We start from the raw sequence: 26,219 nt of genomic DNA on the forward strand, positions 1-26,219 counted from the left end.
GCAGCGGAACAGCGGATTGTCGCCGGTTTCTGTGAGATGGCACAGGAGGCGGGTCACACCGCCGCCCGGCCTGCCCGTCGCCTCGCCCGCACGCCGACCACCACGAGCACGACCAGAGTGGCCAGATACGGTGCGGCGTCGCCGAACTGCATCGGCAGCCCGAAGGTCTGCAGGCGGAAACCCAGCGACTGGGTGTACGCGTAGACCGCGAGGGTGCCCAGCATCGGCCGCAGGCGGCCCCCGGTCAGCAGCAGCACCAGCACGATGATCCAGCCGCGCCCGGCCGACATGTTCTCGGTGAACAACGCCACCGACCCCAGCGACAGCTCCGCACCCGCGAGCCCGCCCAGCGCCCCCGACACCAGCAGCGCGGCGGCGCGATAGCGATCGGGCCGCACCCCGAGCGACTGCGCGGCCTCGGCGTGCATACCGACGCCGCGCAGCCGTGTCCCGGCGACGGTGTGGCGCAGGAAGATCGCCGTGGCGGGCACCGCCGCCAATGCGAGCAGGCCGAGCGGGCTCAGCGCCGCGAGGATCGGCCCCACCCAGGGCAGCGCGTGCTCGGCGGGCGCGAACCAGTGCGGCAGGCGGGCCAGGTCCGGTCGATGGTAGGTGCCGCGCACATGGAACAGCGCCTGCAGCGCGAAGGTGGTGAGCCCGGCCGCGACGATGTTCACCGCGGTACCGAGGATCAGCGGATTACCGTGGCGCGCAACGGTTCCCACCGACAGCACGAACGCGGTGAGGACACCGGCCGCGACGGCGGCGGCCACGCCCACGGCCGCGCTGCCCGACAGCGCGCTCCCGGCGACGGCGGCGAAACACCCGATCAGCAACAGTCCTTCGAGCGCGACGTTGAACACTCCCGCCTGATGGCAGAGTAGCCCGCCGAGCCCGAGCAGCAGCAGCGGTATACCGCTGCGCACGGTGGCGGCGAGGATATCGGCGGACAGCAGCAGATCCAGGTGCGTCATCGGCGCACACCCCAGCGCCGGGCCAGCGCGCGCGGCGTCGGCTTGATCGTCACGAGGAACACCACCATGGCCTGCACGACCGTGGAAACGTAAGCGGAGAGCCCGAATTCGCGTTCGATCTCCTGCCCGCCGACGCCCAGCGCGGTGAACAGGAAGCCGACCACCAGCACCGCGCCGGGCCGGTTGCGGGCCAGCAGCGCGACCAGCAGCGCGGTGATCGGGTAACCGCTGCCGTCCAGCGCGCCGTCGATGAGCCGATAGTGCGAGCCGAGCACGACCAGCGCGCCCATCAGCCCGGCGAGGGCGCCGCCGGTGGCCATATTGGCGACGACGGCGCGCGGCGCGCGGATGCCGACCGCGTCGGCGAACCGCGGATTGAGCCCGATGATCCGCGTCTCGAACCCGATCGGCAGCCGCGTGCCGACGAACACGCACCCGGCGAAGACCGCGGCGACCACCGCCAGCGACCAGTTCACCCCGGACCCGAGCAAGGTCAGCAGGTGGGTGCGGCCGAACCGGTCGGCCAGAAATCGGCCCGCCGCGGAGTCCGGCCCGGCGAGCGCACCCAGCCGCCGCTCGCGCGGCACGCTGCGCGAGGCGTCGCGCGCCGAGGCCGGGTCCTTCAGCACCGTCTTGATCAGATACGAGGTGATCGAGACGACCGGATAGTTCAGCAGCAGCGACGTCGCGAAAACCGGTGCGCCCAAACGGGTGTAGAGCACGGCCGAGGTCCCGGACAGCAGCGCCCCGGCCAGTGCGGCCGCCGCGAACGCGGCGAGCATCGCGAGCGGCGCGGGACCGGGCGCGCCCAGCACCGCGACCGTGCCCGCCAGCCCGCCCGCGACGAACTGTCCCGCACCACCGAGATTGAACTGCCCGGCCCGGAACGAGAACGACAGCGCCAGCCCGATCACCGGAACAGCCTGCTGCACAGTGGTCACCAGCCCCGCCCCGCTCAACGCCCCGCGCCACATACTCCCGTAGACCGCCCCCGGATCGTGCCCGGTAGCAGCGAACAGAACCGTCGTCGCCACCCCGGTCAGCAACACGGCAGCGGCGACATCGGCAACCTGCACACGATCCGGTCGGCTCGTTCGCAGCCGAGCAGCAAGACGCGACAGGAACCGCGAAGCGCCGCTCGCGTCCTCGCCGGACACGAATGTGGTCGCCGCGGGGTGCTCGGTCTCCTGGTCGTGTGTGGTCGGCAGGGCGGTTGTGCTCGGCGGGGCAGGGGAGGTGGGTGCGGCGGGCGTGGTTGGGTCCGGGTGTTCGGGGGTGCTCATGCGGCGCTCGGGGTGGGGGTGGGGGAGCCGCCGGACATCAGTGCGCCGAGTTGTTCGGGGTCGGCGTGGGCGCCGTCGAACTCGCCGACCAGGCGGCCGCCGGTCAGCACCAGGATGCGGTCGGCGAGGGTGAGCAGTTCGGTCAGCTCGGTGGAGATCAGCAGGATCGCGCCGCCTCGCGCGCGGTACTCGTCGAGCCGCCGGTAGATGAATTCGATGGCGCCCAGATCGACGCCGCGGGTCGGCTGCTCGGCGAGCAGCAGCGGCGCGTCGTGCGCGAGTTCCCTTGCTACCACCAGCTTCTGGGTGTTGCCGCCGGACAGCGTGCGCACCGGCGCGGCGGGGTCGGGCAGCCGGACGCCGAACCGCTCGATCAGGTGCTCGGCGTGCGCCCGCAGCGCCCGCGGCCGCAGCAGTCCGCGGACCGCGAGCGGGGGAGCGCGGTGGAATCCGGCGGCGAGGTTGACCACGGCGTCGGCGTCGCGGGCCACGCCGTCGCGATTGCGGTCCTCGGTGATGTGCGCCAGCCCGCGGGCACGACGCTCGGTGTGCCCGGCCGCGGTGACGTCGACACCGGCCAGGGTAACGGTGCCCGCGATTCCGGTCAGATGTCCTGCGACGGTGGCCGCCAGCGCTTCCTGGCCGTTGCCCGCCACCCCGGCGATCCCGACGATCTCACCGGCCCGCACGGTCAGCGACAGCCCGTGCAGCGCGCCGCGTCGCCCGCCGGTGCGGACCCGGTCGAGGGTCAGCACCGGCGCGCCCGGCGGTCGCGTCGCCCGCCGCGGCCGCAGGTCGACCTGCCGCCCGGTCAGGTGCCGGGCGAGTTCGGCGCTCGTGGTGTCGCGCACCGCGGCGGCGAACACCCGCCGCCCGTCGCGCAGCACGACGACCCGGTCGGCGACGGCGGTCACCTCGTCGAGTTTGTGGGTGATCAGGATGACCGCGCGGCCGTCGTCGGCGAACGCGCGCAGCACCCGGAACAGCTCGCGGGTCTCGCCGGGTGTCAGCACGCCGGTCGGCTCGTCGAGGATGAGCAGTTCCGCGCCCCGGTACAGCGCCTTGAGGATCTCGACGCGCTGCAGCACCCCGACCGGCAGGTCGGCCACCGGCGCGGCCACCGGCACCTCGAGCCCGTACTCCGCGGCGAGCGCGCGCACCTGCCGGATCGCGGTCCGGCGACGCAGCAGCCCCCACCGACCCGGTTCGGCGCCGTAGACGATGTTCTCGACCGCGGACAGCTGGTCGAAGAGCTGGAAGTGCTGGAACACCATGCCGAGCCCGTGCGCGATAGCCGCTGCGGGCGAATCGAATTCGACCGGCCGCCCGTCGATCAGGATGCGGCCGGAGTCCGGGCCGAGCATGCCGTAGAGAATCGACACGAGCGTGGATTTGCCCGCCCCGTTCTCCCCGACCAGAGCCAAGATCTCGCCGCGCCCGACGGTCAGGGAGACGGCGTCGTTGGCCAGGACGGCGCCGAACCGCTTGGTGATCGCCTCGAGTTCCAGCGTGTGCATCGGGCGGCCTAGTTGTCGGCGTGCGGAATCGTGACGTGCCCGGCCACGATCGCGTCGCGCGCCTCGCGGACCCGCTGCAGCACGTCGGGGTGCCGCAGGATCACGCAACCGCTCGCGGCGGCGTCGGCGGTCAGGCTCGTCACGGTCGAACCGTCCTGTGCCAGGCCGAATTCGGTGGAGGTACCGCCCGGGGCGCCCTGGCGGACCTGGGTGAGCAGGTCGAGCACCACCTTGTCGACGCGTTTGATCGCGTTGTCCACCACGACGCCCGGCGCCTGCGGGCACTGGTTGACGTCGACGCCGTAGGCGAGCACGTCGCGGCTCTGCGCGGCCGCCTCGAACACGCCGCCGTTGCCGCCGCCGGTCACCGCGTACACCTGGTCGGCGCCGGTGTGAATCGTGGTGAGCGCCAACTCTTTCGACCGCGCGGGGTCGCCCACGGCGTTCTCGCCGCCGACGAACAGCTGGGAGTCGAGCACCTGCGGGTTAACGCTGCGCGCCCCCAGGGCGAAGGCGTCGGACCAGCGATGGAAGAACGGGGAGTCCTTGGCCGCGACGGTGCCGATGCGGCCGCCGCGGGTGAGCAGCCCGGCCTCCACACCGAGCAGATACGACGACTCGTACTCCTTGAACTTCCCGCACCGCAGATTCTCCGGCACCTGCGGCGGGCAGGAGTCGACCAGGACGAACTGCTGGTCGGGATGGCGTTCGGCCAATTCGACGGCGAGATCGTTGAATTCGTAAGTGATCAGCACGATGGCCAGGGGCCGGCGGGCGATGGCGGCCTCCAGATTCGCCCGGCGCGACTGCTCGTCGGTGCTCTCGTAGGTGCGGGCCCGCGCACCCAGCGCGGCGGCCGCCCGCTCGGTGCCGGTCCTGCCGAGTTCGAGGAACTGGTTCTGCCCGATCGGCGCGTTGGTGACGTAGATGATCTCCGCGGCGCCGGCGTCGGCGGAAGTGCCGCCGCCGCAGGCGGTTACGGCCCCGAACAGCAGCGCCGCGACGGTCGCGCAGAGCGCGCGGACGGTGCGCCGGGCGGAGGGGAGAGCGTCGACTGCGGCCATGGACTACCTCGTTGTCGTGCCGTTCCGGTGGCGGGCGAGCGCGCCCGCCGCCACCGTTTCCTGCCGAAATTAACGCCGCAACAAGGCATTTGCCGGAAGACATTCACTCACCCTGGTCGCAACGATGGGCACCGGCGGCCTGCCGGGCGCACAATGGCGGGCCCGCGGCTAGCCGCGCCCGCTCAGCGCCGCCAGCCACCGGCGGATGGCGGGCCGCAGGTCGGCGCGCCCGGCCGGGGTGCCGGGAGTGAGGCCGAGCAGGGAGCGCGCGCCGTGCAGGCGGTCGAAGAGCAGGCCTTCGAGCAGGCTGACGAGATCGCGGGCGGCGCGAGCGGGGTCGTCGGCGCCGAGCGTGGTGAGCAGCGATTCGGCGGCGGTGGGCGAGAACAGGCAGACGGCCAGCGCGCCGCGCAGGTCGTCGTTCCCGGCCGTGTCGGCGGCGAGGGCGTAGCGGGCCAGCGCGTCGCGGCGGCGGTCGCCCAGGAGCAGATCCAGTTGTCCCACAACGAGTTCGGTGGCGCGGTCGAGCGGATCGGCGGGTTCGGCCGGTGTGTCCAGGGCGGTGTGGAAGGCGTCGCGGGACGCCGCGGTCAGGTGGGTGATGGCCGCGGTGAGCAGGTCGTGGCGGGTGCGGTAGTAGTACGACGTCGAGCCGCGGGCGATGCCGAGGCGATCATCGACGGCGTGGTGGGTGACCGCGCGATTGCCGCCCGCGGCCGCCAGGTCCAGGACCGCTTCGCAGATCGCGTGGCGACGCGGGGGAGTGTTGTCCGAGGTCGACCGTGCCGCTGCCACCGCTCGACTCTATGTCTGTAGAGACGGGTGCGGCAAGGCCGCGATCTGTAGCGATGGGTGCGGCAAGGTCGCAGTCTGTAGCGATGTGGCAAGGTCGCAGTCTGTGGCGAAGGGTGCGGCACGGTCGCGGCGCGCGGGCTCAGGAGGTGGTGATGCGGGTGCGCAGGCTCTCGGCGAACGTGCGCGCGGCCGTCAGATCGTCGGTATCGGGACGGCCCTTCCGGATACCGCCGAACGGCTTGAACGGCAGCCAGGTGTCCCACGCGCGGCAGGAGAAGGTGTCCACCACCTGAAAGCCCTTGCGCTCCAGCAGTTTCACGAGCGGACGGGCGAAAGGCGGGAAACCGCTGGTGGCGAACACGAACGCGCGTCCCCGCCCGCCGTCCGGAAGCGACCGCACGAAGCCGCGCAGCCGGGGATGGAAGGCCTGGTTGAAGATTCCCGACCCGAACCCGACCACGTCGTACTCGGCGAGTTCGGCGGCCCCCACCTCCTCGGGTTCGACCACCCGCGCGCCGAGTACCTCGCCCATGACCTCGGCAACGCGCCTCGTATTGCCGTGCGAGACGGACACGCACACGATCATCGCCTTCATGACGACGCCCCTTTCCCCGGCCCGGCGCGTGCGCCGAGCGTCGTTGTCACGCATGTCGGACAGATTTCGCGACCCGCCCCCTGTCGACCCTATCGCCCGCCGAGTGCCGGGCCGGGCTTCCGCACGGCTGTCGCGGTGGCTTCCGCCCTCGCGACCTGGAATCTCACTGAGTCGAACCCTTCAGCGCGCCCCGGCGTGGCTCTACTCTCGCACGGCGAGTCGACGAAGGAAGGGGCAACATGTCGTTGCTGGACACCGCGTCGGCGGACGCACGCGCGGACGAACACGGCGCCGGAGGGGATGCGCCGCTGGGCGCCGCGGAAACCCGCACCGCGATCGCGGCGAGCCTGATCGGCACGACCGTCGAGTGGTACGACTTCTTCCTCTACTCCACCGCCGCGGGCATCGTCTTCGACAAGCTGTTCTTCCCCGACAGCAGCGCGTTCGTCGGCACCATGCTGTCGTTCGCGACCTTCGCCGTCGGGTTCGTGATGCGGCCGGTCGGCGGGCTGGTGTTCGGGCACATCGGCGACCGCATCGGGCGCAAGCGCACTCTGGCGCTGACGATGGCGATCATGGGCGGCTCCACCGCGCTGATGGGTGTGCTGCCCACCAGCGCCGCCATCGGCATCACCGCTCCGATCCTGTTGCTGGGCTTGCGGATTCTGCAGGGCTTCGCGCTGGGCGGCGAGTGGGCCGGGGCGGTGCTGCTGGCCGTCGAGCACAGCCCGCGCCGGAAGGTCGGGGTGTTCGGGTCCTACCCGCAGGTCGGGCTGGCGCTCGGATTGGCCTTGGGCACCGGGGTTTTCGCGCTGCTGCGCGCCACGCTCAGCGAGTCGGCGTTCCTCGACTACGGGTGGCGGATCGCGTTCGGGGCCAGCGTGGTGCTCGTGGTGATCGGCCTGGTGGTGCGGTTGCGGATCGACGAGACGCCCGCGTTCCGGGAGATCGACCGGCTCAACCGCATCTCGAAGGTGCCGGTGGTCGAGCTGTTCCGCAACGTGCGGACCCGGCGCAACACCGTGCTCGGCCTGCTGTCGCGGTGGGGCGAGGGCGCGGCGTTCAACACCTGGGGCGTGTTCGCGATCAGCTTCGCGACCGGGCACCTGGGCTTCCGGCAGGTGCCGGTGCTCACCTCGGTCACCATTGCCGCGCTGGTGATGGCCGCGCTCATCCCGGTGTCGGGCCGGCTGACCGACAGGTACGGGCCCAGGCGGGTCTACACGGTCGGCATCGCGGCCTACGGGCTGCTGGTGTTTCCGGTGTTCGCGCTGTTCGAAGTCGGCGATATCGTGGTGTTCACGGTCGCGATCATCGCGGTGTTCGGCGTGGCGCACGCGCTGTTCTACGGCGCGCAGGGCACCCTGTACGCCGGTCTGTACCCGCCCGAAGTGCGATACACCGGACTGTCTTTCGTGTACCAGGTCTCGGGCGTCTACGCCTCGGGCGTCACCCCGATGATCGTCACCGCGCTCATCGCCGCGGCCGGCGGCATGCCGTGGCTGGCCTGCGGCTACCTGGTGGCGACCGCGGTGGTGAGCGTGATCGCGACCCTGTTCATCAGCGAGGACGACCGGCTCACCGCCTGACCCGGCTCACGGCGCGCAGGCCGCCGCGACGGACACGCTGTTCTCGTAGAGGTGGTGCCGGGTGATGCGCCCGTCACGCACGGTCAGCCGCAGGGCGAACGGCCCGTCGAAGGTCTTGCCGGTGGCGCGCACCCTGCCGGACACCGCACCGAACAACACGGCGTCCGCGCCGTCGACGAGGATCGTATCGACGGTGGCCCGCGCCTCCTCGGGCACCACGTGCGCCAGCAATTCCTCCAGCTGAGCGGCACATTCGGCCGCGGTGCGCCGGGGCCGGATCCACGGCACCCCCGGATTCTCCGCGAGCAGCCAGTCGACCTCCTCGGCGAACAGCGCGGTCAAGGCCGCGGTATCCCCGGCGGCCCGGGCCGCGAGAAAAGCGTCGACGGTGCTCCGGGTCTCGGCTGCCGCACTCATGTGACTCTCCTACCTTCGGTGACTGTCGCGCACGACATTCCCACGCCCGCGGTGCCGCGTCGATTACGCCGGAGGTAAGCACCACGAGGGTGGACTCACAGCGAATCCCCAGGGAGCGTCGGGCCGATCCCCAGGGGATTGCCGCAGCATGGGTGCGACACGCGCGAGAGGACTGCTATGACGACGACGGAAGCGCCCGCCGATCGGGCCGAGCCCACCGCACCGCGAGAGGCGCCGCAGTGGCGTTCGCGCGGGAGACGCCTGCTGTTCGGGCCGCCCGAGCAGCCGCGGTGGGCCCGCCCGGCGTTGTGGGCGCTGCTGGTGGCGACGCTGGTGTTCTACCTGTGGGGTCTGAGCGCCCTGGGGTGGGCGAACGAGTACTACGCGGCCGCGGTGCAGGCCGGTACCCAGGACTGGAAGGCGCTGCTGTTCGGGTCGCTGGACGCGGGGAACGCGATCACCGTCGACAAGCCGCCCGCCTCGCTGTGGGTGATGGGGTTGTCGGGACGGTTGCTCGGATTCGGGACCTTCTCGATGCTGCTCCCGCAGGCGCTGATGGCCGTGGGCTCGGTCGCCCTGCTCTACGCGGCCGTGCGGCGGTGGAGCGGGCCTGAGGCCGGGCTGCTCGCGGGCGGAATCCTGGCGCTGACGCCGGTGGCGGTCACCATGTTCCGCGACAACAACCCCGACGCCCTGCTGGTGTTCCTGATGGTCGTCGCCGCCTACTGCGTGGTGCGCGCGACCGAGAACGGCAGCGGGCGGTGGCTGGCGCCGGCCGGCGTGGCAATCGGGTTCGGCTTCCTCACCAAGCTGTTGCAGGCGTTCCTGGTGTTGCCCGCGTTCGCGCTGGCCTTCCTGGTCGCCGCGCCGATCGGGCTCTGGCCGCGCATCTGGAAACTGCTGGGAGCCGCTGCGGCGGTGGTGGTTTCGTGCGGCTGGTACCTCGTGCTGGGCACGGTGTGGCCGGCCGACTCGCGACCCTACATCGGCGGTTCCACCGACAACAGCCTCCTGCAACTGGCGCTCGGCTACAACGGACTCGGCCGGGTCTTCGGCGGCAATGGCAACGGCGGGCCGGGTGGCGGCCCCCGCGGAGGCGGCCCGAGCGGTGGTCCCGGTGGCGGCCCCGGCGCGATGTTCGGCGGCGACACCGGGCTGACCAGGCTGTTCCGTGACGCCATGGGTACCGAGATCTCGTGGCTGCTCCCGGCGGCACTGCTCGGACTGGTCGCGCTGCTGTGGTTCACCCGGGCCACGCCCCGCACCGGCCGCACGCGGGCCGCGCTGCTCCTGTGGGGCGGTTGGGTGCTGGTCACCGGCCTGGTGTTCAGCTTCATGAAGGGCATCATCCACCCCTACTACACGGTCGCCTTGGCTCCGGCCCTGGCGGCACTGGTGGCGCTGACGGTCGTCGAATTGTGGCGCGCCAGAACGGATTTCACGGCACGCGCGGTGCTCGGCGCGATGTCGGCGGTGACCGGCGTGTGGGGGTTCGTGCTCCTCGGCCGCACACCCGAGTGGTTCCCGGTGCTGCGCTGGGTCGTACTGATCGGCTGCCTGCTGGTCGCCGCGGTCCTGGTCGTCGGTGCGCACCGACTCGGCAAGCTGACCGCGGCCGTCGCCGCGGCGGGCCTGGTGACCGGCCTCGCCGGCCCGGCGGCCTTCGCGCTAGACAATGTGGCCGTGGCGGATTCGCACACCGGCGGCATGCCCACCTCGGGCCCGAAGACCGATCGCGGCGGCTGGGGCGGACCGCGCCCCGCGGGCCAGGGCGGCGGACCGGGTGACGGAGGGACGAATACCCCTGGCGCTCCGGGGGTTCCGGGTGTTCCAGGCGGTACGAACGGCCCGGGCGGCTTCGGCCCGGGCGGCTTCGGCCCGGACGCACCGCGCATACCGGGCGCTCCCGACGGCCCCGGCGGTTCGAACGGTACGCAGCCTCCAGGCTCCGGCGGAATGGGCGCCCCCGGTGCTCCGGGCTTCGAAGGCCAAGGCGGACAGGGCGTTCCGGGCAGCGGCCGAGGTTCTGGTGGCTCGGAGGGTCCGGGAGAAATGGGAGCGCCGGGCGAAACGCCCTCGGGCGCAAGGGGTGACGGCGGGGACGCGGCTCGGCGGAACGGCCCGGGGAGTTCGGCGGACAATGCCGCCCTGCGGGAGTTGCTGGAGCACACCGACAATCGCTGGGCGGCGGCCGCGATCGGGTCCCACGAGGTCAGCAGTCTCGAACTGGCGACCGGGAAGTCCCTGATGGCGATCGGCGGATTCACCGGCGGCGACGCCTACCCGACCCTCGACCGCTTCCAGAAGTATGTCGCCGACGGCGAGATCCACTACTTCCTGGGCGGCAACGACGACCGCGGCGGTTTCGGCCGCTCCGGCACCAGCTCGGAGATCACGGCCTGGGTGAAGGCCCACTTCACCGCCACCGAGGTCGGCGGCACCACCGTCTACGACCTCACCAAGCCCGTGTCGTAGCACCCACGCTGCCGCCTCCGCTCAAAACGCTTGTGCGGCAGAACAACCCGCCTTCCGGCGCCCTCGGCCGGGATCCACCGCACGGGTGGATCCCGGCCGAATGCGTTCTCGATCCTGAATCCGCGCCATCATGCCGTCAATCAATGGTTGACGATACATGGTCGAGTCAACTATTAGTTGACGCAAGCGATCGGCAGACCTAGGAGCGGCAGTGGCGGTAATCGAAAACTCGGCGCGACGTCCGGCGGCAAACAGGCGGGCGGTGATCGTGGGCGCGGGGATCGCCGGACTCGCCGCGGCGCTGCGCATGCACCAGGCGGGCTGGGAGGTCATCGTGCTCGAGCGCGCACCGGCCCGGCGCAGCGGTGGTTACCTGGTGAACCTGCACGGCCCCGGCTACGACGCGGCCGAACGTCTCGGCCTGTTGCCCGCCCTCACGCCGCGGGACATCGGATTCTTCACCTCGGTACTGGTGCATGCGGACGGCCGGGAGAAATTCACCGTTCCCGCTGCCGTCGCGCAGGCCGCGGTGGGGGAGCGGGCGCTGAGCCTGTTTCGCGGCGACCTGGAATCGGCGCTGTATCACGCGGTGGCCGAGCACGCCGACATCCGCTTCGGCACCACCGTGCATGCGGTGGATCAGGACGACGACGCGGTCGACCTCACCCTCACCGACGGCACCCGGCTCTCGGCCGACCTGCTCATCGGCGCTGACGGCGTGCACTCCCGAATCCGGGAACTGCTCTTCGGCCCGGAAGCCGACTGCGTGGTGGACCTCGGCCACATGGTGGGAGCGTTCCCGCTCGACCTGCCACCCGACCACGTGCCCGAAGGCGCGGGCACGACGTTCCTCGGCCCGCGCCGCACCGCGGCGGTGATGAACCTGGGACCGGGCCGTTCCTCCGCATTCTTCGCCTACCACTGCCCCGACCCCGGTGCCGACCGGGCGCTCGGCCCGGCCGCCGCGCTGTCCGACGCGTTCGGTGACCTCGGCGGAGGCGTCGCCGCGGCCCTGCGCCGGATCCCGGCCGACGCCTACTTCGACTCGGTCGGCCAGGTCGTCCTCGATCGCTGGAGCCGCGGCCGAGTCGTGCTGCTCGGTGACGCCGCCTGGTGCGTCACCGTCTTCGCCGGCTACGGCGCGGCCCTCGCCCTGGACGGCGCGGACCGCCTCGGCGCGGCCTTGGCCGCCCATGACCTTCCCGCCGCGCTGGAGTCGTGGGAAACCTCGCTGCGTCCCGAGGTCGCCAAGCGACAGGCCTTGGCCCGCAAGGGCATCGGGCGCTTCGCCCCACCGACCCGCGCGCACGTGTGGGCGGGCGAACTCGCGCTCCGCGCCATCCAACTCCCCGGCATCCGCGGCCTCGTCCGACGCGCGATCCAGCGCGCCAACAACTAGCGTCGGCTCCCAGGAAACACACAGCTGTGACCCAGGCGGTCTCCACGAAGGGTGAGCAAGATCGGAACGGTGACTTCGACCGTGCTGGAACCTGTGGAAGTGCCCGCCGAGCGACCGCGGCCTGCGGGCGCGCGCGCCCGGATGTGGCGGCGGATGTCGCTGTCGGGACTGCTGGTGGCGACCGCGGTGCTGTACCTGTGGGATCTCGGGTCCAGCGGCTGGGCCAACCAGTTCTACGCCGCCGCGGTGCAGGCGGGATCGACCAGCTGGAAGGCGATGCTGTTCGGATCCAGCGACGCCGCCAACGCGATCACGGTCGACAAGACGCCCGGCGCGCTGTGGGTGATGGACCTGTCGGCGCGATTGTTCGGGTTCAACTCGTGGAGCCTGCTGGTGCCGCAGGCGCTGGAGGGCGTCGCCGCGGTGGCGGTGCTGTACGCGACCGTGCGACGCGTCAGCGGGCACTGGCCCGCGATCCTGGCCGGCGCCGCGCTGGCGCTGACTCCGGTGGCGGCGTTGATGTTTCGCTACAACAACCCGGACGCGCTGCTGGTCCTGCTGCTGACCGTCGCGGCCTACTGCGTGCTGCGCGCGGTCGAGAAGGACGCTGCCGCATGGTGGTTGCCGCTGGCGGGCGTGGCCGTCGGATTCGGGTTCCTGGCCAAGATGATGCAGGCCTTCCTGGTGCTCCCGGCCTTCGCGGTCGTGTATCTGCTTGCGGCACAGGTGCCGTGGCGCACCCGCATCGTCCGGTCGGTGCTGGCGGTGCTCGCCGTCGTCGTGTCGGCGGGCTGGTACCTGCTGCTGGCCGAGCTGTGGCCGGCCGACTCCCGGCCCTACATCGGCGGTTCGCAGGACAACAGCATTCTCGAATTGACCTTGGGCTACAACGGTTTCGGTCGCCTCACCGGGAATGAGACAGGCGGACTGGGCAATACGAACTTCGACGCCGGCTGGGACAGGCTGTTCGCCGATCAGATGGGCGGGCAGATCGCGTGGCTGCTCCCCGCGGCGCTCATCCTCGGTGTCGCCGGAGTCTGGGCGCGCCGCCGGGCGCCGCGCACCGACCCGGCGCGAGCGGCCCTGCTGCTGTGGTTGGGGTGGCTGATCGTGACCGGCGTGGTGTTCAGTTTCTCCAGCGGCATCCTGCACCCCTACTACACCGTGGCGCTCGCCCCGGCCATCGGCGGTGCGATCGGTGTCGGCGCCGCGTCGATCTGGCAGCGCCGCAACGACTTCCGGGCCGCGCTGGTGCTGGTGGCCGCGCTGGCCGCGACCGTCGCCCTGGCCTACGTGCTGCTGCATCGCACGCCGGACTGGCTGCCGTGGCTGGCCCCGGCCATCGTGGTGACGGGGGTGCTCGCGGCGGTCCTGCTGCTGGTGCGGACCCGCCTGCCCAAGGCGGTCGCCGCCGGTTCGGTGGCCTTGGCCCTGATCGCCGCCGGTGCGGGCCCCGCGGCCTATTCGCTCGCGACGGTGACGAGCGCCCACTCCGGCGCGATGCCGTCCGCGGGCCCGCCCGGAGCCGGTCGCTTCGGCCCGGGCGGCCCACGTCCCGGCGGTGACGGCCAAGGTCGCGACGGCCGCACCGGTGCTGTCACCCCGGGCACCGGCGTGTTCCCCGGCACCCAACCTGGCACGAACGGCCAGCCCGGTGCTGGTAGCCAGTCTGGTGCTGGTAGCCAGTCCGGTGCTGGTAGCCAGTCTGGTGCTGGTAGCCAGTCTGGTGCCGGTAGCCAGCCCGGTGCCGGTAGCCAGCCCGGCGCGGGTGTTCCTTCCGGACCCGGAGGACAGGGCAATGCGGCAGTGCCGGGCAGCGGAGCGCAGAGTGGCACCGGCGCGCAGCCCGGCACCGGGACCACCGGAGGTCGTACCGGCGGCATGATGGGCGGGCCGTTCGGCTCGGTGCGGCCCGGGGCGAACGTCGTCGCCGCGTTGAAGACCGACGCGAGTGAATACACTTGGGCCGCAGCGATAATCGGCTCCGACAACGCTGCCGGGTACCAGCTCGCGACCGATGCCCCGGTGATGGCGATCGGCGGCTACAACGGCACCGACCCCGCCCCCACACTGGAGCAGTTCCAGCAGTACGTGGCAGAGCACAAGATCCACTACTTCATCGACGGCTCGGTGATGTTCGGGCTGCGCGGCCCCACCACCGGCAGCCGGATCTCCGCCGAGATCGCCGCCTGGGTGAAAGAGCACTTCACCGCCGAAACCCTCGACGGCGTGACCCTCTACGACCTGACCACCGCGAGCTGACCCCGCGCGGTGGTGGCTCGACCACCACACCGGGTCCGCCCGAGCCTGCCGGGCGCCACCGAGAACCCCGTTGACGAATTTCCGGAAACCGATTACGCGGTCCGGCGCGGTGGGTAACCATCAACGGTGATCGGTATCGGTCGGCGGCCACCACGGCGCCGGCTCCCGGACAGGAGGCTCTCGATGTGGCGGGACATCACCAGGTCAGTGGTGTGGCAACACCTCGTGCGCGGGATCGTGCTGCTCGGCTCGGCATCCTGCGGTGCGGCCGGGATCTACGCGGAGTACCACCGCGCGCAGCAGGAGTCCGGCGTCGAGCCGGAGCCCGACTGGTCGATCCCGCACCTCTGGTACGACGAGGCACACCGCTCCGGCCGCCCGGACCTGTCCTGGTGAGAATCGGCACCACGTCCTTCACCGACCCGAATGCTGTTCCGCCGCGGCCAGATAGGCGTCCTCGGCGGGATAGTCGAACGAGCCGGTAGGCAGCGCCTGGTAGCCGCTCGGCAGCTCCCAGCCGTCCGCACCGGCGACCGCGGCCGAGGCGAGCCGGTCGACCGTCTCCGCGACAGTGGCGGCGTGGTCGCCGACCGGACGATAACCGAGGTCGGTGGCCGCCGTGGTGTCCAGGACGATCGGCGGTCGGGAGTCCCACGGATGTCTCCCGAGGGCCGGGTCGGCGGACTCGTCGAGCAGAATCTCCTCCCAGCGGTGCCCGAGCCGTTCGGCGACGCCGGCGGCGATCTCCCGGCCCGTCGGCACATCGGGGTCCGCGCTGTTGAGCACCCGACGGCCCGGCCGCCCCGCGACGGTCTCCACGAGCGCGGCGAGATTCACTGCGGCACTGGGGTGATCGGCTCCGAGACCACGTCCGGCCAGCAGCACCACCGGCCGCCGATCCAGCACCCGCTTGACGAAATACCATTCGCGCGGCCGCCGCGCATCCACGCCGTGGACCTTCGACGCGCGCAACACGGTCACCGGGGCCCCGCTGTCGAGCAGAACCTGTTCGGCCGCAACCTTGTTCGGCCCGTAGCCCGCTCGGGTACGGAATTCGCCGTCGCCGGGAGCCACCGTCGCATCGGTCTCCCGGATCGGCCGTGAAAACCGCGGCGCGACATCCGAATTGACGTGCCTCCCGTCCTCGTCGACATACACCGCCTTACTCGAGATCATCACCGTCGAGGTCGACTCCCGCGCGAACGGCACCAGTTGCCGCGCGTGCTCGGCGGTAAAACACAAACAGTCCACGAGCAGATCCACCCCACCCCCGCACACCCCCGCCAACTGAACCGGATCATGCCGATCCGCCCCCATGAACCGCCCACCCAACGCGGCAACATCACCGGCCAACCGCCCCGAATCCCGCCCCACCACTCCCACTTCCCACCCACCCCGCAAAAGCCGTCGAACCACAGCGGCCCCGACCACCCCCGTCCCACCAAGCACCACCGCACGCCCCATGCCCCCACCCTAACGACTCCCCGGACCGTCCACAGGCACCGCAGGAATACATCGAACGAACCCCGCCCCTAACGTCAGTCGGGGGTTAGGGTGCGCAACCTTCGACGGCGCGGCGGGGACTTCCGGGACGAACTTCGGGGACTTTCGTCTTCTACCGGCCGGTAGACGGATTCGGTGGGATTCGATGATCGCTAGTCTGAGGAAATTGTCGAGTTGCCGGGGAACTCGCAGCAATTGATGATCTTCCGATTCTCGAGGGGGTGCGCTGATGCGCTGTCCGGGATGTCATTTCGAAAATCCCGACGGGTACACCTATTGCGGCGGCTGCGGCCGCAAACCCGATGACGCCGGTAGCGCCCAAGCGCGGCTGGAGGAATCCGGAAGTAATGACGAGGCGACCCGCTATCTCTGTGCCGCAGTGCATTTCGACAGCACCCTCGCGCGGATCGTGGTCGAGAACGTGCTGGAGGAGCCGCGTCGCGCGGTCGCGCATTCACCGGCGGTCAATCTGGATGCGGTGTGCCGTCACGCCGTGGCGGCGCGGCGCCACCACATCGTCCGCGATCTCGCCCTCTCGACATTGCTCCTCGGGTTCGTGCTGTACACGCTCTTCGGGCCGAGCGAGCTGTCGCTGGGTTTTTTCGTCGTGTTCGATCTCTTCAACGCGGCCTTGGGCGGCGCGCTGTACCTGGCGGTGCTCGGCTGGTGCATAGTCTTCGCCGAGGGATATCTGGCGCGGTGGGGCCCGACGGCACGCGGTCTGCGGCAGAACGCATTTCGGCCCGCCGACGCCCCGGCCGTGCGCGCCGAGCCGGCCCGCGGCCAGCTGCCGCACGTCGCGCGCAGCGCGAGCGGCAATGTCACCGTCTATCAGGGCTACAACCCGTTCATGGGACACGGGTGGAGCGTGCGCGGCTGGTCGTTCGCCCTCGATGTCACCAAGCCCGACCGCGACGGCGAACCGGTGGAACCGTTCACCGTCACCGACCTGTACCAGCGCCTGACCAAGGGCATCACCGACTTGGATATTCCGGCGGTCAAGGTCTACGACCGCTTGTTCGTCAACGGCGCCGACGCCCACCACGACGGCCGATTCGTCCCCGACCCCGAAGGCTGCCCGGTGGATTCGGTCGACGACGCCACCATGTCGGCGCTGATGGCGCATCCCGAAGACCACGCCCGCCCCTATCTGACGACCGAGATCGTCGGCTGGCAGGGCGAATTCGTGTGGTCCGCGTTCGTGCGCCTGGTGATCTCCGATACGTCGCTGTTCGTCGAGGCCAACTATTGTGTGCTGCCGCCGTTGCGTGAGATCTACCACGAGATCGACGACCTGCTGCTGCGCCCGTCGCCGAAACCGGTGCTGCGACTGATGTGGCGCAGTCTGCGCGCGCTGCCCCGGCTGGCGGTGCGGTGTGTGCCCAGTTCGCTGCATCATGTCTTGGCGCCGTGGCGTTTTCGCCGCAAGATGCGCCGCCAGCAGGACCGTATCGAGCAGTCCTTCACCTTCGATCACGGCGCGGTCCTCAGTGTCCGGGAAGCCGCCAGCGACCTGCGCCGCCACAAAGGCGAGCTTTCCCTCGGCTACCAGCGGCACTTCCAGTTTCTCGACGAGCAGATGTACACCAAGACGGTCGAAAAGCGGGTTATCGACACCCTCTCCGGCTATTTGGCCGAACACAACATCGCCACCGCGGAGCTGCGCCGCCGGGCAGAGCAGATCGTCAATTCGAACGTCACCATCGGCGGGGATGTGCACCTGGTGAACTCGGCGATCGGCGGCATGTCGGCGGTCGTGAGCATGGCGGCCACCCAAGTCGGACGGAAAAGCCAGGAATCGTAGGAGAATTCGATGAGCGACGACGGAGTACACATCGCCGGCGATGTGACCGCAACGGGTTCGGTGATCGCCGGCCGCGACGGGTCGGTGGTCACGCACAACACGATCGCCCAGACCGCCGCACCGGCCACACTCGACGACCTGCGCGCCGGGCTGGCGGAACTGCTCACCCGGGTCCGCGCGGCGGACGACCTCGAGGACCGGGACGAGGTCGTGGCCACCGTGGAACACGCGCTCGACGAGGCCGGAAAACCCCGCCCCCGACGGCGTCTGCTGACCGCCTTTCTCGACGTGGTCGGTGACGCGGTAGCGGGCCTCGGTGCCGTCTCGGAACTCGCCGTCACCCTGCGCACGGCGGTCGACACCGTGCTCGGCAGCTGACACCGAACGGGGGAGCACCGATGCCGACCTGCTGGCACTGCGGAGACGAACTGACCGGCGCGCGACAGCGTCACTGCACGGCGTGCGGGGCGTCGCTGTGCTGGCAGTGCGGACACGCCGTCGACGATCCCGACCGCCGATACTGCACCGACTGCGGTGCCGCGCTTCCTCGCGGCGCACCGGCGCCGGTCGGCCCGCGGCCGAGACGCACGGCACGGCTGTCGGCGGGATTTCTGATTCCGGTGATCCTGGTTCTCGCCGCTCTGGGCGCGGTGACAGCGGTGTTCCTGCTCCGCGACGACCCGCCCCCGAAACCCGCCGTGGTCGCCGAACTACCCGCGCGCACCACGGTCTGGAACCCACCGCCGTCCAGCACCCGGCCGTCGCTGACGACCGCCACTCCCACACCGACCCTCCCCGCCCTGACGGGACCGGCCGCGGTGGTGTGGAACTACTTCGACGCGGCGAACCGCCGCGACTACCTCGCCGCCTGGAACCTCGGCGGCCACAACCTCGACACCAGTTTCGACCATTTCGCCGCCGGTTTCGCGACCACCGCCCGAGACCAGGTCACCATAGTCTCCGTCACCGGCAACCAGGTCGAGGTGACCTTGGACGCCACCCAATCCGACGGCGGCCACCGCTTGTACACCGGCTACTACATCGTCGACAACGGCGAGATAGTCCGCGCCCGCATGCGCGAGCAATAACCGGTGCACCGGGCCCGACAACAATGGCACGGATGATGCCGCCCACGAACACGCGGCGTCGATATCAGGGTTCGTTCAGAACCAGGAACCCTTGATTCGGCCGGATCTTGACGGGGAAATCTCCTCGATCGATGTGGTTCCACAGTTTCCAAGGGCGGTGGTAGGCGATCAGTGATTCCTCGCGGCCCAGAATGTCGGCGCCGCCCAGGAAATACGGCAGTTCGTCCAGCAGGTACCGCACCGCGGCGGCGGCTCGGCATTCGTCGGCTTCCGCCGCCGCGCCGCGCACGGCTCGTAGTCGGCCGGTGACCGCCTGCGCGCTCATTTCCAGGCATGCCCGTCGGAAATCAGGGTCCTCGGCGTATCCGCGCCGCACTTCCGCGTGCAATTGGATGTACTGCGGATTCTCCGCGAGATCGGCGAAGTCGTGGATTCCCACCACGCGGTGCGGGTCGTGTGCCCGCACCGCCCGCTCCACCGCGCGACGTTTGCGCGCCACCTCGTGGCGCGCCTTGGCCCGCGCTTTCCGCTCGCCGCAGGCTTCGAGCAACCACGACGTGGACACCTCGCCCGGCAGCAATACGTCGAAGTCCAGAACACGGTGCCGCGCCCACTCCACCATTCGCGCCACATGGGCGTCGCAATAACGACTGTTGAACGGGCTCACCGCCAGCATCACATGCCGGCCGCGCTCGAGAATCGCCGCACAATTCGAAGTGACCGGACCGGCCTGCAACACGACAACCTCCCTCTGCCCCCGCGATGAACAGACAGGACACACCCGCCGTGGCAGACACACTCCGCAGCAACTAAATGATCTTGAAATAGCGCGGCATTCTCAACCACTCGCGCACCGGCGTGTCCCGGCCTCGCCCTTGACCCTCACGTCACGTGAGGCGGCACAGTGGGCGGTATGGATACCGAGGAGTACACCGTCGGGGTGGTGGCGCGGCTGACCGGGACGTCGGTGCGGACGTTGCACCATTACGACGAGATCGGGTTGCTCGAGCCGCACGGGCGTAGTGCGAGTGGGTATCGGCTCTACGACGATGGCGATCTGCAACGGCTGCAACGGATTCTGTTCTATCGCGAGGTGGGGCTCGGGCTCGACGACATCGCCGCGGTGCTGGGGGATCCGGCGGTCGGGGACGAGGACCATCTGCGCCGCCAGCACGAGCTGTTGAGCGCGAAGATCCAGCGGTACCAGGCCATGGTCGCGGTGATCGACAAGGAGTTGGCCGCCCGGCGGGCCGGTATCGCGCTCACGCCCGCGGAGCGGCTGGAGGTGTTCGGCGGTGACCGGCTCGTCGAGGCGGCGGACGCGGCCGAGCGAATGTACGGCGGCACAGCGGATTTCGCGCAGCGACGGGAACGCACCGCGAACTACGGCAAGCAGGACTGGCTGGCCTTGCGTGCCGAGCAGGCCGACATCCACCAGCGCCTCGCGGACGCGATGCGCGCGGGCACGCCCGCCACCGACCCCGAGGTCACCGACCTCGCCGAACGCCACCGCCGGCACCTGGAGAAGTGGTTCCACGACTGCGATTACGACACCCACCGCCGCCTCGCCGAGGACTACCGCGCCAATCGCCGCCTCGGCCGCAACTACGACGACATGGCCCCCGGCCTGTCGCAGTACATCCACGACGCCATCGTGGCCAACTGCGACCGCCGCCGCCCCGAAACTCGGTGATCACGAGGGCGATTCCTTCGAACGGGATTCCCCGGCACCGACCGCGGCGACCGCGGGCGCACTGTCGGACCCGGTCGCCGGTTTCGCCTTCTCCCGCCCCGGAGCCCAGAAGCCGAGGAGCACCGCGACGACGACGGTGATCACCCCCAGCACGGTGGTGGCCTGCTGGACGCCGTGCATGAACGCGGATTCGGCGAACTCGGCCAGGGGTTTCGCGGGGGCGCCCAGGCGTTCGGTCACCTCGAGGGCGCCCGCCAGGGAACTGGAGATCGGTTCGCGCGCCTGCTCGGGGACCATCGGCAGGGCGGGGGCGATGCGGTCGCTGTAGCCGGCGGCGAGAATACTGCCCGACAGCGCGATGCCCAGTGCCGCACCGACTTCGCGGGCCGCGTCGTTCACCGCGGCGGCGACGCCGTGCTTGTCGGCGGGCGCGCCGTCGATGATCGCCGCCGTCGCGGGGGCCGCCGCCAGCCCGAGGCCGACGCTCATGATCAGCAGCGGCCACAGCACGTCCACGAATGTGCTGTCGGCGGACAGGTGTCCCAGCGACAGCACGCCCGCGCCCACGACGCCCAGCCCGACGGCCGTCGGCAGCCGCAGCCCGAAACGCTCTGCCAGCCACGGCGCCACGATCGACAGGGCGATCATGGGCACGATCATCGGCGCCATGGCCAGCGCCGAGAGCAGCGGCCCGTAGCCGAGGATCAGCTGGAAGAACTGCACGATCACCATGAAAAGGCCGAAGGAGACACCGAATTGGACCGTCACCGACGCGGTGCCGGTGCCGAACCGCCGCCCGGTGAACAGCCGCACATCCAGCAGGGGATGCGCCACCCGCAGCTCCACGAGCACGAAAACCGCCCCGGCGACCACACCGGCGAGACCCGCGCCCAGCACCACCGCATCGGTCCAACCACGTTGCGGCGCTTCGAGAGCCGCGACCGTGACCAATCCGATGGCAATCGCCCCGGACAGCGCGCCCCACGGATCGAACGCCGGCCGCGAGGAATCCGACGACTCCGGAATCGTGTACGCCGCGATCGCCAGCACCACCCCGGCCGCCGCCATCGCGACCATGATCGACAACCACGACCAGCGCGACATCAGCAGCCCGGAACCGAGGATCCCCAGGACCGCGCCGCCGCCGACCGTCCCCGCCCAGATCCCCACGGCCACACTGCGTTTCTCCTTCGGCAGCCCGGCGGTCAGGATCGACAGCGTGGACGGCATGACGAGCGCCGCGCCGACACCGGCCGCGGCCCGCGCCGCGATCAGCCAGATCGGCTCGTCGACGATCAGCGGCACCGCCGACGCGCCGGCGAAGATCGCGAGCCCCGCGATCAACACCAGCCGGCGCCCGTACCGATCACCGAGCGCTCCGGCGGGCAGCACCAGACAGGCCAGCGCGAGGGTGTAGCCGTCGATGACCCAGGTCAGCTGCGCCTGCGTGGCGCCCGTGTCGGCGGCGATCGCGGGCAGCGCGGTGTAGAGGGCGGCCATGGCGGCCACGACCAGCGCCACCGCCAGGCAGGACACCGTCACCACCCACCGCAGCCGGGCCGACAGTCCTGTCACGGTCGTGGCCATGGGTTCTCCCGCAGAAAGGAAACTGACAGTATCGGTACGATACTAGAAGTATCATAAGTAGGGTGCGTGGCAATAGGGCTACCGAGGAGGAATCCTGCGTTCATGACCACGACCACTGCCGACGGGCGGCCGCCGCGTGCCGATGTCGACCCGCGCAAGATCCGCTCCCGCGCCCGGCTGCTCGAGGCCGCCGCCGAACTTCTGAAAACCGGTGGGCTGGAAGCGATCACGGTGGACGCGGTGACACGGGTGTCGCACGTCGCCCGCACGACGCTGTACCGCCACTTCGACAATGTCGTGCACCTGCGCGCCGCCACGCTCGAGCATCTGCTGCCGCCGGTGCTCGAGGCGCCGACCGAGGGGACGCTGCGGGAGCGTCTGGTCGAGCTGGTCGCCCGCCAGGCCGCCGCGATCGGCGAGGCGCCGCTGCATCTGACGACGCTGGCGTGGCTGGCCACGGCGGATCCCGCCGACGACGGCGCGGGCGCACCGGCCGGTTCGCTGCGACTGCGGCTGATCGAGAACTACCGCCGCCCGTTCGACGAACTGTTCGACAGCGCCGAAGCCCGTGCGGTGCTGGGCGACCGGGACCTGGTCTCGGTGCTGGCGCAGCTGGTCGGGCCGCTCGTCTTCGTGCGCCTGGTGGGCATCGGCACCGCCACGCGGGCCGACTGCGCCCGCATCGTCGACGACTTCCTGGCCGCCGCCGCGCGCGAGGATGCGGCGGACGGATCCTGAGCGGTAGTTGTGTTCTGTCACTAGGAGAATTATATTCTCATCGGTGACGGAACGCACGGAGCCGGTCGTGCTCGCGTTCGAGGGCCGCGACTACACGCTCGGGGAGCTCGAACGCCTCGCCGCCGGGCTGGCCACCGAACTCGCCGGCCGCGGGGTGCGGGCGGGGGAGCGGGTGGCGCTGATGTCGTCGAACCGGCCGGAATTCGTGATCGCGGTGCTGGCGATCTGGCGGGCGCGCGCGGCCGTCGTCCTGCTCAGTCCGGCCTGGAAGCGGGCGGAGGTCGAGCACGCCCTGCGAATCACCGGTGCCGCGTTCGGCGTGGGCGACCATCCGGTCCTGGCCGAGCTGCTGGCGATGCGGCACCTGGACGAGCCGATCACCCCGTCGTCGCGGACCTTCCCCGAGCCGGATCCCGGGGCCGACGCCGTGCTGGTATTCAGTTCCGGCACAACGGGTTTGCCGAAGGCCGTCCGCCACACCCACGCGTCGATCGCCGCCGCCGTGCGGCACTGGCGCGCGGTGCTGGAACTGACCTCCTACGACCGCCTGCAGATCGCCACCCCGCCCTCGCACATCCTGGGCCTGCTCAACATCGTGACGGTGCTGGACGCGGGCGCCTGGATGCGCCTGCACCGCCGGTTCGACACGGAGCGGATGCTGCGCTGCGTCGAACGCGACCGGATCACCGTCGAGATGGCGGTGGCGCCGATCGCGCTGGCCCTCGCCTCGCACCCCGACCTGGAGCGCTTCGACCTGTCGTCGCTGCGCTACATCATGTGGGGCGCGACGCCGGTGACGCCGAGCATCGCCGAAACCGTCACCCGCAGAACGGGAGCCGGCTGGCTACCCGCCTACGGCGCCACCGAACTGCCCGTCATCGCCTGCAACCCGATCCGCGGCGCCCGGCTCGACAGCGTGGGCCGCGCCGCGCCCGGAGTGCGTTTGCGGGTCGTCTCACTGACGACCGGCGAACCCCTCGGCCCGTCGGAAACCGGTGAGCTGCAAGCGCGTTCGGAGTCGGTGATGGCCGGCTACCTCCCGGACGACGCCACCGCGGCGGCCTTCGACGACGGCTGGTTCCGCACCGGCGACGTCGGCTCCGTCGACGCCGACGGCTGGGTCCGCATCACCGACCGCGCCAAGGAGATGATCAAGGTTCGCGGGTTCCAGGTGGCCCCGGCCGAGATCGAGGCCGTGTTGCACGGGCACCCGGCCGTCGCCGACTGCGCCGTCTTCGGCCTGCCCGATCCGGCCGACGGGGAGGCGATCGTCGCCGCGGTCACCACGCACGAGCCGGTGCCCGCCGAGGATCTGATCGCCCTCGTCGCCGACCGCCTGGCCTCCTACAAGCGTCCCCGCCGCATCGTGTTCGTGCCGGAGATCCCGCGCCTGCCCTCCGGCAAGGTGCTGCGCCGCGTCCTGGCAACCGGGCACGGCTGAGGATCCGGAGCGAGAACGGCCTTCTCGCTACTTGGTGAAACCGTGCGCGCAGAAGTTCCAGACTTCGTCGGCGGAAAGCGGGTTCTGGTTTTCGTCGTCCGTCGTGCCCGCCGACTGCGCGGTGAACATCACGGTCTGCATCACCATCGCGGCCGCCCGGTGCGGCTGCACGCCGCTGCGCAACTGGCCGGCCTGCTCGGCCTGTTCCATCAGCTCGGTGAACAGCGCCAGCAGCGGCGCGTGCGCCACCTTGACCTGCGTGGGATGGGAGACCAGCAGCTGCGGGGCGAAGTCGGTGAACAGCGGGCGCTGCGCGGACGGGTCGGGCCGGCACAGCTCGAACAGCAGCTCGACGGTGACCTGCAGCTTGTCCAGGGGCTTCTTCTTGCCGTCCGCGGCCGCGCGCAACTGCTCGGCGGTGCGGCTCAGCGCATCCTCGAACAGCGCCAGCAACAGCTCGTGCTTCCCGTCGAACTGCAGGTAGAAGCTGCGCAGTGACTGCCGCGAGCGGTCGACGACCTCCTGCACGGTGAAGTCGGTGGTGCCCTTCTCGGTGATGATGGCCTGGGCGGCGTCGAGGAATTTCTGCACCCGTTGTTCGGCCCGCCGTTTCGCGGTGCGCAGCGAGCGCTCGACGGCGCGCTGCTTCCAGGCGGGCTCTTCGCTGGGACTGGTCACGGGCGCCACGGTCCTCGGTCACTTGAAGAGAACATGAACGCACTGTACCGGAGAATGGCGTGGTAACCGTTGTCCAGGTCGCGTGTCCATCGACATTCACGAGATTAGCGATTTGAATTTGTGAGAATTGAATTCTCAACTGTGGGAAGTAGCGGCCCCCTCAGATGCTCAGCACGGACGCGGCGGCGGTCCCGGGCGCCCCGTATACCTGGGCGTAGCCTACCGTGGGGCGGCCGGGCACCTGCCGGTCGCCGGCCTGCCCGCGCAGCTGCAGCACGAGCTCGTAGACCTGCCGGATGCCGGAGGCGCCGATCGGCTCGCCGTTGGCGATCAGGCCGCCGTCGGTGTTGACGGGGATGCGCCCGCCGATCTCGGTCGCGCCCTCCGCGAGCAGCTTCTCCTGCTCGCCGTCGGCGCAGAATCCGTTCTCCGCCATGTGGATCACCTCCGAACCGGCGTCGGTGTCCTGGAGCTGGGCGACGCCGACGTCCTCGGGGCCGATCCCCGCCGCCTCGTACGCGGCGCGCGAGGCGTAGACCGTGGGCGAGGCGTCCTCGTCGATGGCCGCCCAGGTGCTGTGCACCTCGTAGGCGCCGTAGCGGCGGGTGCGAATCGCGGTGGAGCGCAGGTAGACCGGCTTGGTGGTGTAGCGGGCGGCGAGGTCGCCGCGGCACATGATCACCGCCGCGGCGCCCTCGTCGGGCGCGCAGAACATGTACTGGGTCAACGGATAGTTGAGTACGGCCGAGGCGAGGATGTCGTCCTCGCTGATCGGCTTGCGGCGGAAGGCATTCGGGTTGAGCGCGCCGTTGCGGAAGTTCTTGGCGGCCACCTTGGCGAGCGTGCGCTGTGAGATGCCGTGCCGGTGGATGTAGCGATTGGCCTTGATGCCGAAGAACTTCGTGGTCACGAACTGGCCGTTCTCCGCGTACCACGCGGGCAGGCCGAGCTTGGCGGGGTCGTCGGTGAAGGCGCCGCGCGGATGCTTGTCCATGCCGACGGCGATGCCGATGTCGTAGCGGCCCGACCGGATCGCCTCGGCGGTCTGCTCGATCGAACTGGCCGCTGTCGCACAGGCATTGAACACGTTGGTGAACGGAATCCCGGTCAGCCCGACGAGGCGGGTGACGGCGTCGGGATTGCTCACCTCGTAGCTGCCGCCGAATCCGAACTGGATGTCCTGCCACCGGACACCGGCGTCGGACAGCGCGAGTTGGATCGCCTCGGCGCCCATCTCGATGGCGGTCTTGGGGAAGCGGCCGAACGGATGCAGGCCCACCCCGATGATCGCGACGTCGTTCATCCGAAATCTCCTTC

23 protein-coding genes are annotated in these 26,219 nt (G+C 70.6%); 11 read left to right on the forward strand and 12 right to left on the reverse strand.

Annotated elements, in window-relative coordinates:
• Positions 1-53: 53 nt before the first annotated feature.
• From IU476_RS00530 to IU476_RS00555, 6 genes are all read right to left on the reverse strand, one after another.
• Positions 54-974 carry an ABC transporter permease gene (locus tag IU476_RS00530; RefSeq protein WP_195095440.1) on the reverse strand — a complete coding sequence of 307 codons (921 nt, stop codon included), beginning with the start codon at positions 972-974 and terminating at the stop codon, positions 54-56.
• Positions 971-2,257: an ABC transporter permease gene (locus IU476_RS00535; RefSeq protein WP_195095441.1), complete on the reverse strand. Its 1,287-nt coding sequence runs from the start codon at positions 2,255-2,257 to the stop codon at positions 971-973. Before IU476_RS00535 ends, IU476_RS00530 begins: the two co-directional genes overlap by 4 nt.
• A complete protein-coding gene (locus IU476_RS00540) occupies positions 2,254-3,774 on the reverse strand; it encodes an ABC transporter ATP-binding protein (protein WP_195095442.1) in 1,521 nt (506 codons plus the stop codon). Before IU476_RS00540 ends, IU476_RS00535 begins: the two co-directional genes overlap by 4 nt.
• Positions 3,775-3,782: 8 nt before the next feature.
• Positions 3,783-4,838, reverse strand: coding sequence for a BMP family ABC transporter substrate-binding protein (locus IU476_RS00545; RefSeq protein WP_195095443.1), 1,056 nt, complete (start codon positions 4,836-4,838; stop codon positions 3,783-3,785).
• 168 nt (positions 4,839-5,006) lie between these two features.
• Positions 5,007-5,633, reverse strand: a complete 627-nt coding sequence (locus IU476_RS00550; protein ID WP_195095444.1) for a TetR/AcrR family transcriptional regulator — start codon at positions 5,631-5,633, stop codon at positions 5,007-5,009.
• A 139-nt stretch (positions 5,634-5,772) separates the two neighbouring features.
• On the reverse strand, positions 5,773-6,228 hold the full coding sequence (locus IU476_RS00555) for a flavodoxin family protein (RefSeq protein WP_195097294.1): 456 nt from the start codon (positions 6,226-6,228) through the stop codon (positions 5,773-5,775).
• A 239-nt stretch (positions 6,229-6,467) separates the two neighbouring features.
• On the opposite strand from IU476_RS00555, the gene IU476_RS00560 reads away from it, so the two are divergent.
• Positions 6,468-7,817: an MFS transporter gene (locus tag IU476_RS00560; protein WP_195095445.1), complete on the forward strand. Its 1,350-nt coding sequence runs from the start codon at positions 6,468-6,470 to the stop codon at positions 7,815-7,817.
• 6 nt (positions 7,818-7,823) lie between these two features.
• On the opposite strand, the gene IU476_RS00565 is transcribed toward IU476_RS00560, so the two are convergent.
• Complete coding sequence (locus IU476_RS00565) at positions 7,824-8,234, reverse strand: nuclear transport factor 2 family protein (RefSeq protein ID WP_195095447.1); 411 nt, start codon at positions 8,232-8,234, stop codon at positions 7,824-7,826.
• Between the two features lie 177 nt (positions 8,235-8,411).
• On the opposite strand from IU476_RS00565, the gene IU476_RS00570 reads away from it, so the two are divergent.
• The 4 genes from IU476_RS00570 (at position 8,412) to IU476_RS00585 (ending at position 14,766) form a co-directional block, all read left to right on the forward strand.
• Positions 8,412-10,709 (forward strand): ArnT family glycosyltransferase, encoded by a 2,298-nt coding sequence (locus tag IU476_RS00570; protein WP_195095449.1) that lies wholly within the window; start codon positions 8,412-8,414, stop codon positions 10,707-10,709.
• 211 nt (positions 10,710-10,920) lie between these two features.
• Complete coding sequence (locus tag IU476_RS00575; protein ID WP_324193802.1) at positions 10,921-12,108, forward strand: FAD-dependent monooxygenase; 1,188 nt, start codon at positions 10,921-10,923, stop codon at positions 12,106-12,108.
• A gap of 69 nt (positions 12,109-12,177) precedes the next feature.
• Positions 12,178-14,370, forward strand: coding sequence for a glycosyltransferase family 39 protein (locus IU476_RS00580; protein WP_324193803.1), 2,193 nt, complete (start codon positions 12,178-12,180; stop codon positions 14,368-14,370).
• A 183-nt stretch (positions 14,371-14,553) separates the two neighbouring features.
• On the forward strand, positions 14,554-14,766 hold the full coding sequence (locus IU476_RS00585; protein WP_195095452.1) for a hypothetical protein: 213 nt from the start codon (positions 14,554-14,556) through the stop codon (positions 14,764-14,766).
• A gap of 18 nt (positions 14,767-14,784) precedes the next feature.
• Here IU476_RS00585 and IU476_RS00590 read toward each other — a convergent pair whose 3' ends face one another.
• Positions 14,785-15,834 carry an NAD-dependent epimerase/dehydratase family protein gene (locus tag IU476_RS00590; RefSeq protein WP_195095454.1) on the reverse strand — a complete coding sequence of 350 codons (1,050 nt, stop codon included), beginning with the start codon at positions 15,832-15,834 and terminating at the stop codon, positions 14,785-14,787.
• A 268-nt stretch (positions 15,835-16,102) separates the two neighbouring features.
• Between IU476_RS00590 and IU476_RS00595 the strand changes: the two genes are divergently transcribed.
• Genes IU476_RS00595 through IU476_RS00605 form a run of 3 tightly spaced genes read left to right on the forward strand, consistent with a single transcriptional unit; the run spans position 16,103 to position 18,765 of the window.
• Positions 16,103-17,677 carry a zinc ribbon domain-containing protein gene (locus IU476_RS00595; RefSeq protein ID WP_195095455.1) on the forward strand — a complete coding sequence of 525 codons (1,575 nt, stop codon included), beginning with the start codon at positions 16,103-16,105 and terminating at the stop codon, positions 17,675-17,677.
• Positions 17,678-17,686: 9 nt separating this feature from the next.
• The gene (locus IU476_RS00600) at positions 17,687-18,055 is read left to right on the forward strand and encodes a hypothetical protein (protein WP_195095456.1); all 369 of its coding nucleotides are present in this window, start codon (positions 17,687-17,689) and stop codon (positions 18,053-18,055) included.
• Between the two features lie 20 nt (positions 18,056-18,075).
• Entirely contained in the window at positions 18,076-18,765 is a 690-nt protein-coding gene (locus tag IU476_RS00605; RefSeq protein ID WP_195095457.1) for a zinc ribbon domain-containing protein, read from the forward strand.
• 64 nt (positions 18,766-18,829) lie between these two features.
• Here IU476_RS00605 and IU476_RS00610 read toward each other — a convergent pair whose 3' ends face one another.
• Positions 18,830-19,504 (reverse strand): tRNA-dependent cyclodipeptide synthase, encoded by a 675-nt coding sequence (locus IU476_RS00610; protein ID WP_195095458.1) that lies wholly within the window; start codon positions 19,502-19,504, stop codon positions 18,830-18,832.
• 174 nt (positions 19,505-19,678) lie between these two features.
• Here IU476_RS00610 and IU476_RS00615 point away from each other — a divergent pair, with 174 nt between their 5' ends.
• Positions 19,679-20,458 (forward strand): MerR family transcriptional regulator, encoded by a 780-nt coding sequence (locus tag IU476_RS00615; RefSeq protein WP_195095459.1) that lies wholly within the window; start codon positions 19,679-19,681, stop codon positions 20,456-20,458.
• On the opposite strand, the gene IU476_RS00620 is transcribed toward IU476_RS00615, so the two are convergent.
• Positions 20,459-22,045 (reverse strand): MFS transporter, encoded by a 1,587-nt coding sequence (locus IU476_RS00620; protein WP_195095460.1) that lies wholly within the window; start codon positions 22,043-22,045, stop codon positions 20,459-20,461. It lies immediately after the preceding gene.
• 102 nt (positions 22,046-22,147) lie between these two features.
• Here IU476_RS00620 and IU476_RS00625 point away from each other — a divergent pair, with 102 nt between their 5' ends.
• Together IU476_RS00625 and IU476_RS00630 are read left to right on the forward strand one after the other, a co-directional pair.
• On the forward strand, positions 22,148-22,783 hold the full coding sequence (locus tag IU476_RS00625; protein ID WP_195095461.1) for a TetR/AcrR family transcriptional regulator: 636 nt from the start codon (positions 22,148-22,150) through the stop codon (positions 22,781-22,783).
• Positions 22,784-22,826: 43 nt separating this feature from the next.
• Positions 22,827-24,224: a class I adenylate-forming enzyme family protein gene (locus IU476_RS00630; RefSeq protein WP_195095463.1), complete on the forward strand. Its 1,398-nt coding sequence runs from the start codon at positions 22,827-22,829 to the stop codon at positions 24,222-24,224.
• Between the two features lie 27 nt (positions 24,225-24,251).
• Here the strand turns inward: IU476_RS00630 and IU476_RS00635 are convergent, their stop codons facing one another.
• On the reverse strand, positions 24,252-24,902 hold the full coding sequence (locus IU476_RS00635) for a TetR/AcrR family transcriptional regulator (RefSeq protein WP_195095465.1): 651 nt from the start codon (positions 24,900-24,902) through the stop codon (positions 24,252-24,254).
• A gap of 160 nt (positions 24,903-25,062) precedes the next feature.
• Positions 25,063-26,205 carry a thiolase family protein gene (locus tag IU476_RS00640; RefSeq protein WP_195095468.1) on the reverse strand — a complete coding sequence of 381 codons (1,143 nt, stop codon included), beginning with the start codon at positions 26,203-26,205 and terminating at the stop codon, positions 25,063-25,065.
• Positions 26,206-26,219: the final 14 nt, after the last annotated feature.

The organism is Nocardia blacklockiae (genome assembly GCF_015477355.1).
GTDB lineage: Bacteria > Actinomycetota > Actinomycetes > Mycobacteriales > Mycobacteriaceae > Nocardia > Nocardia blacklockiae.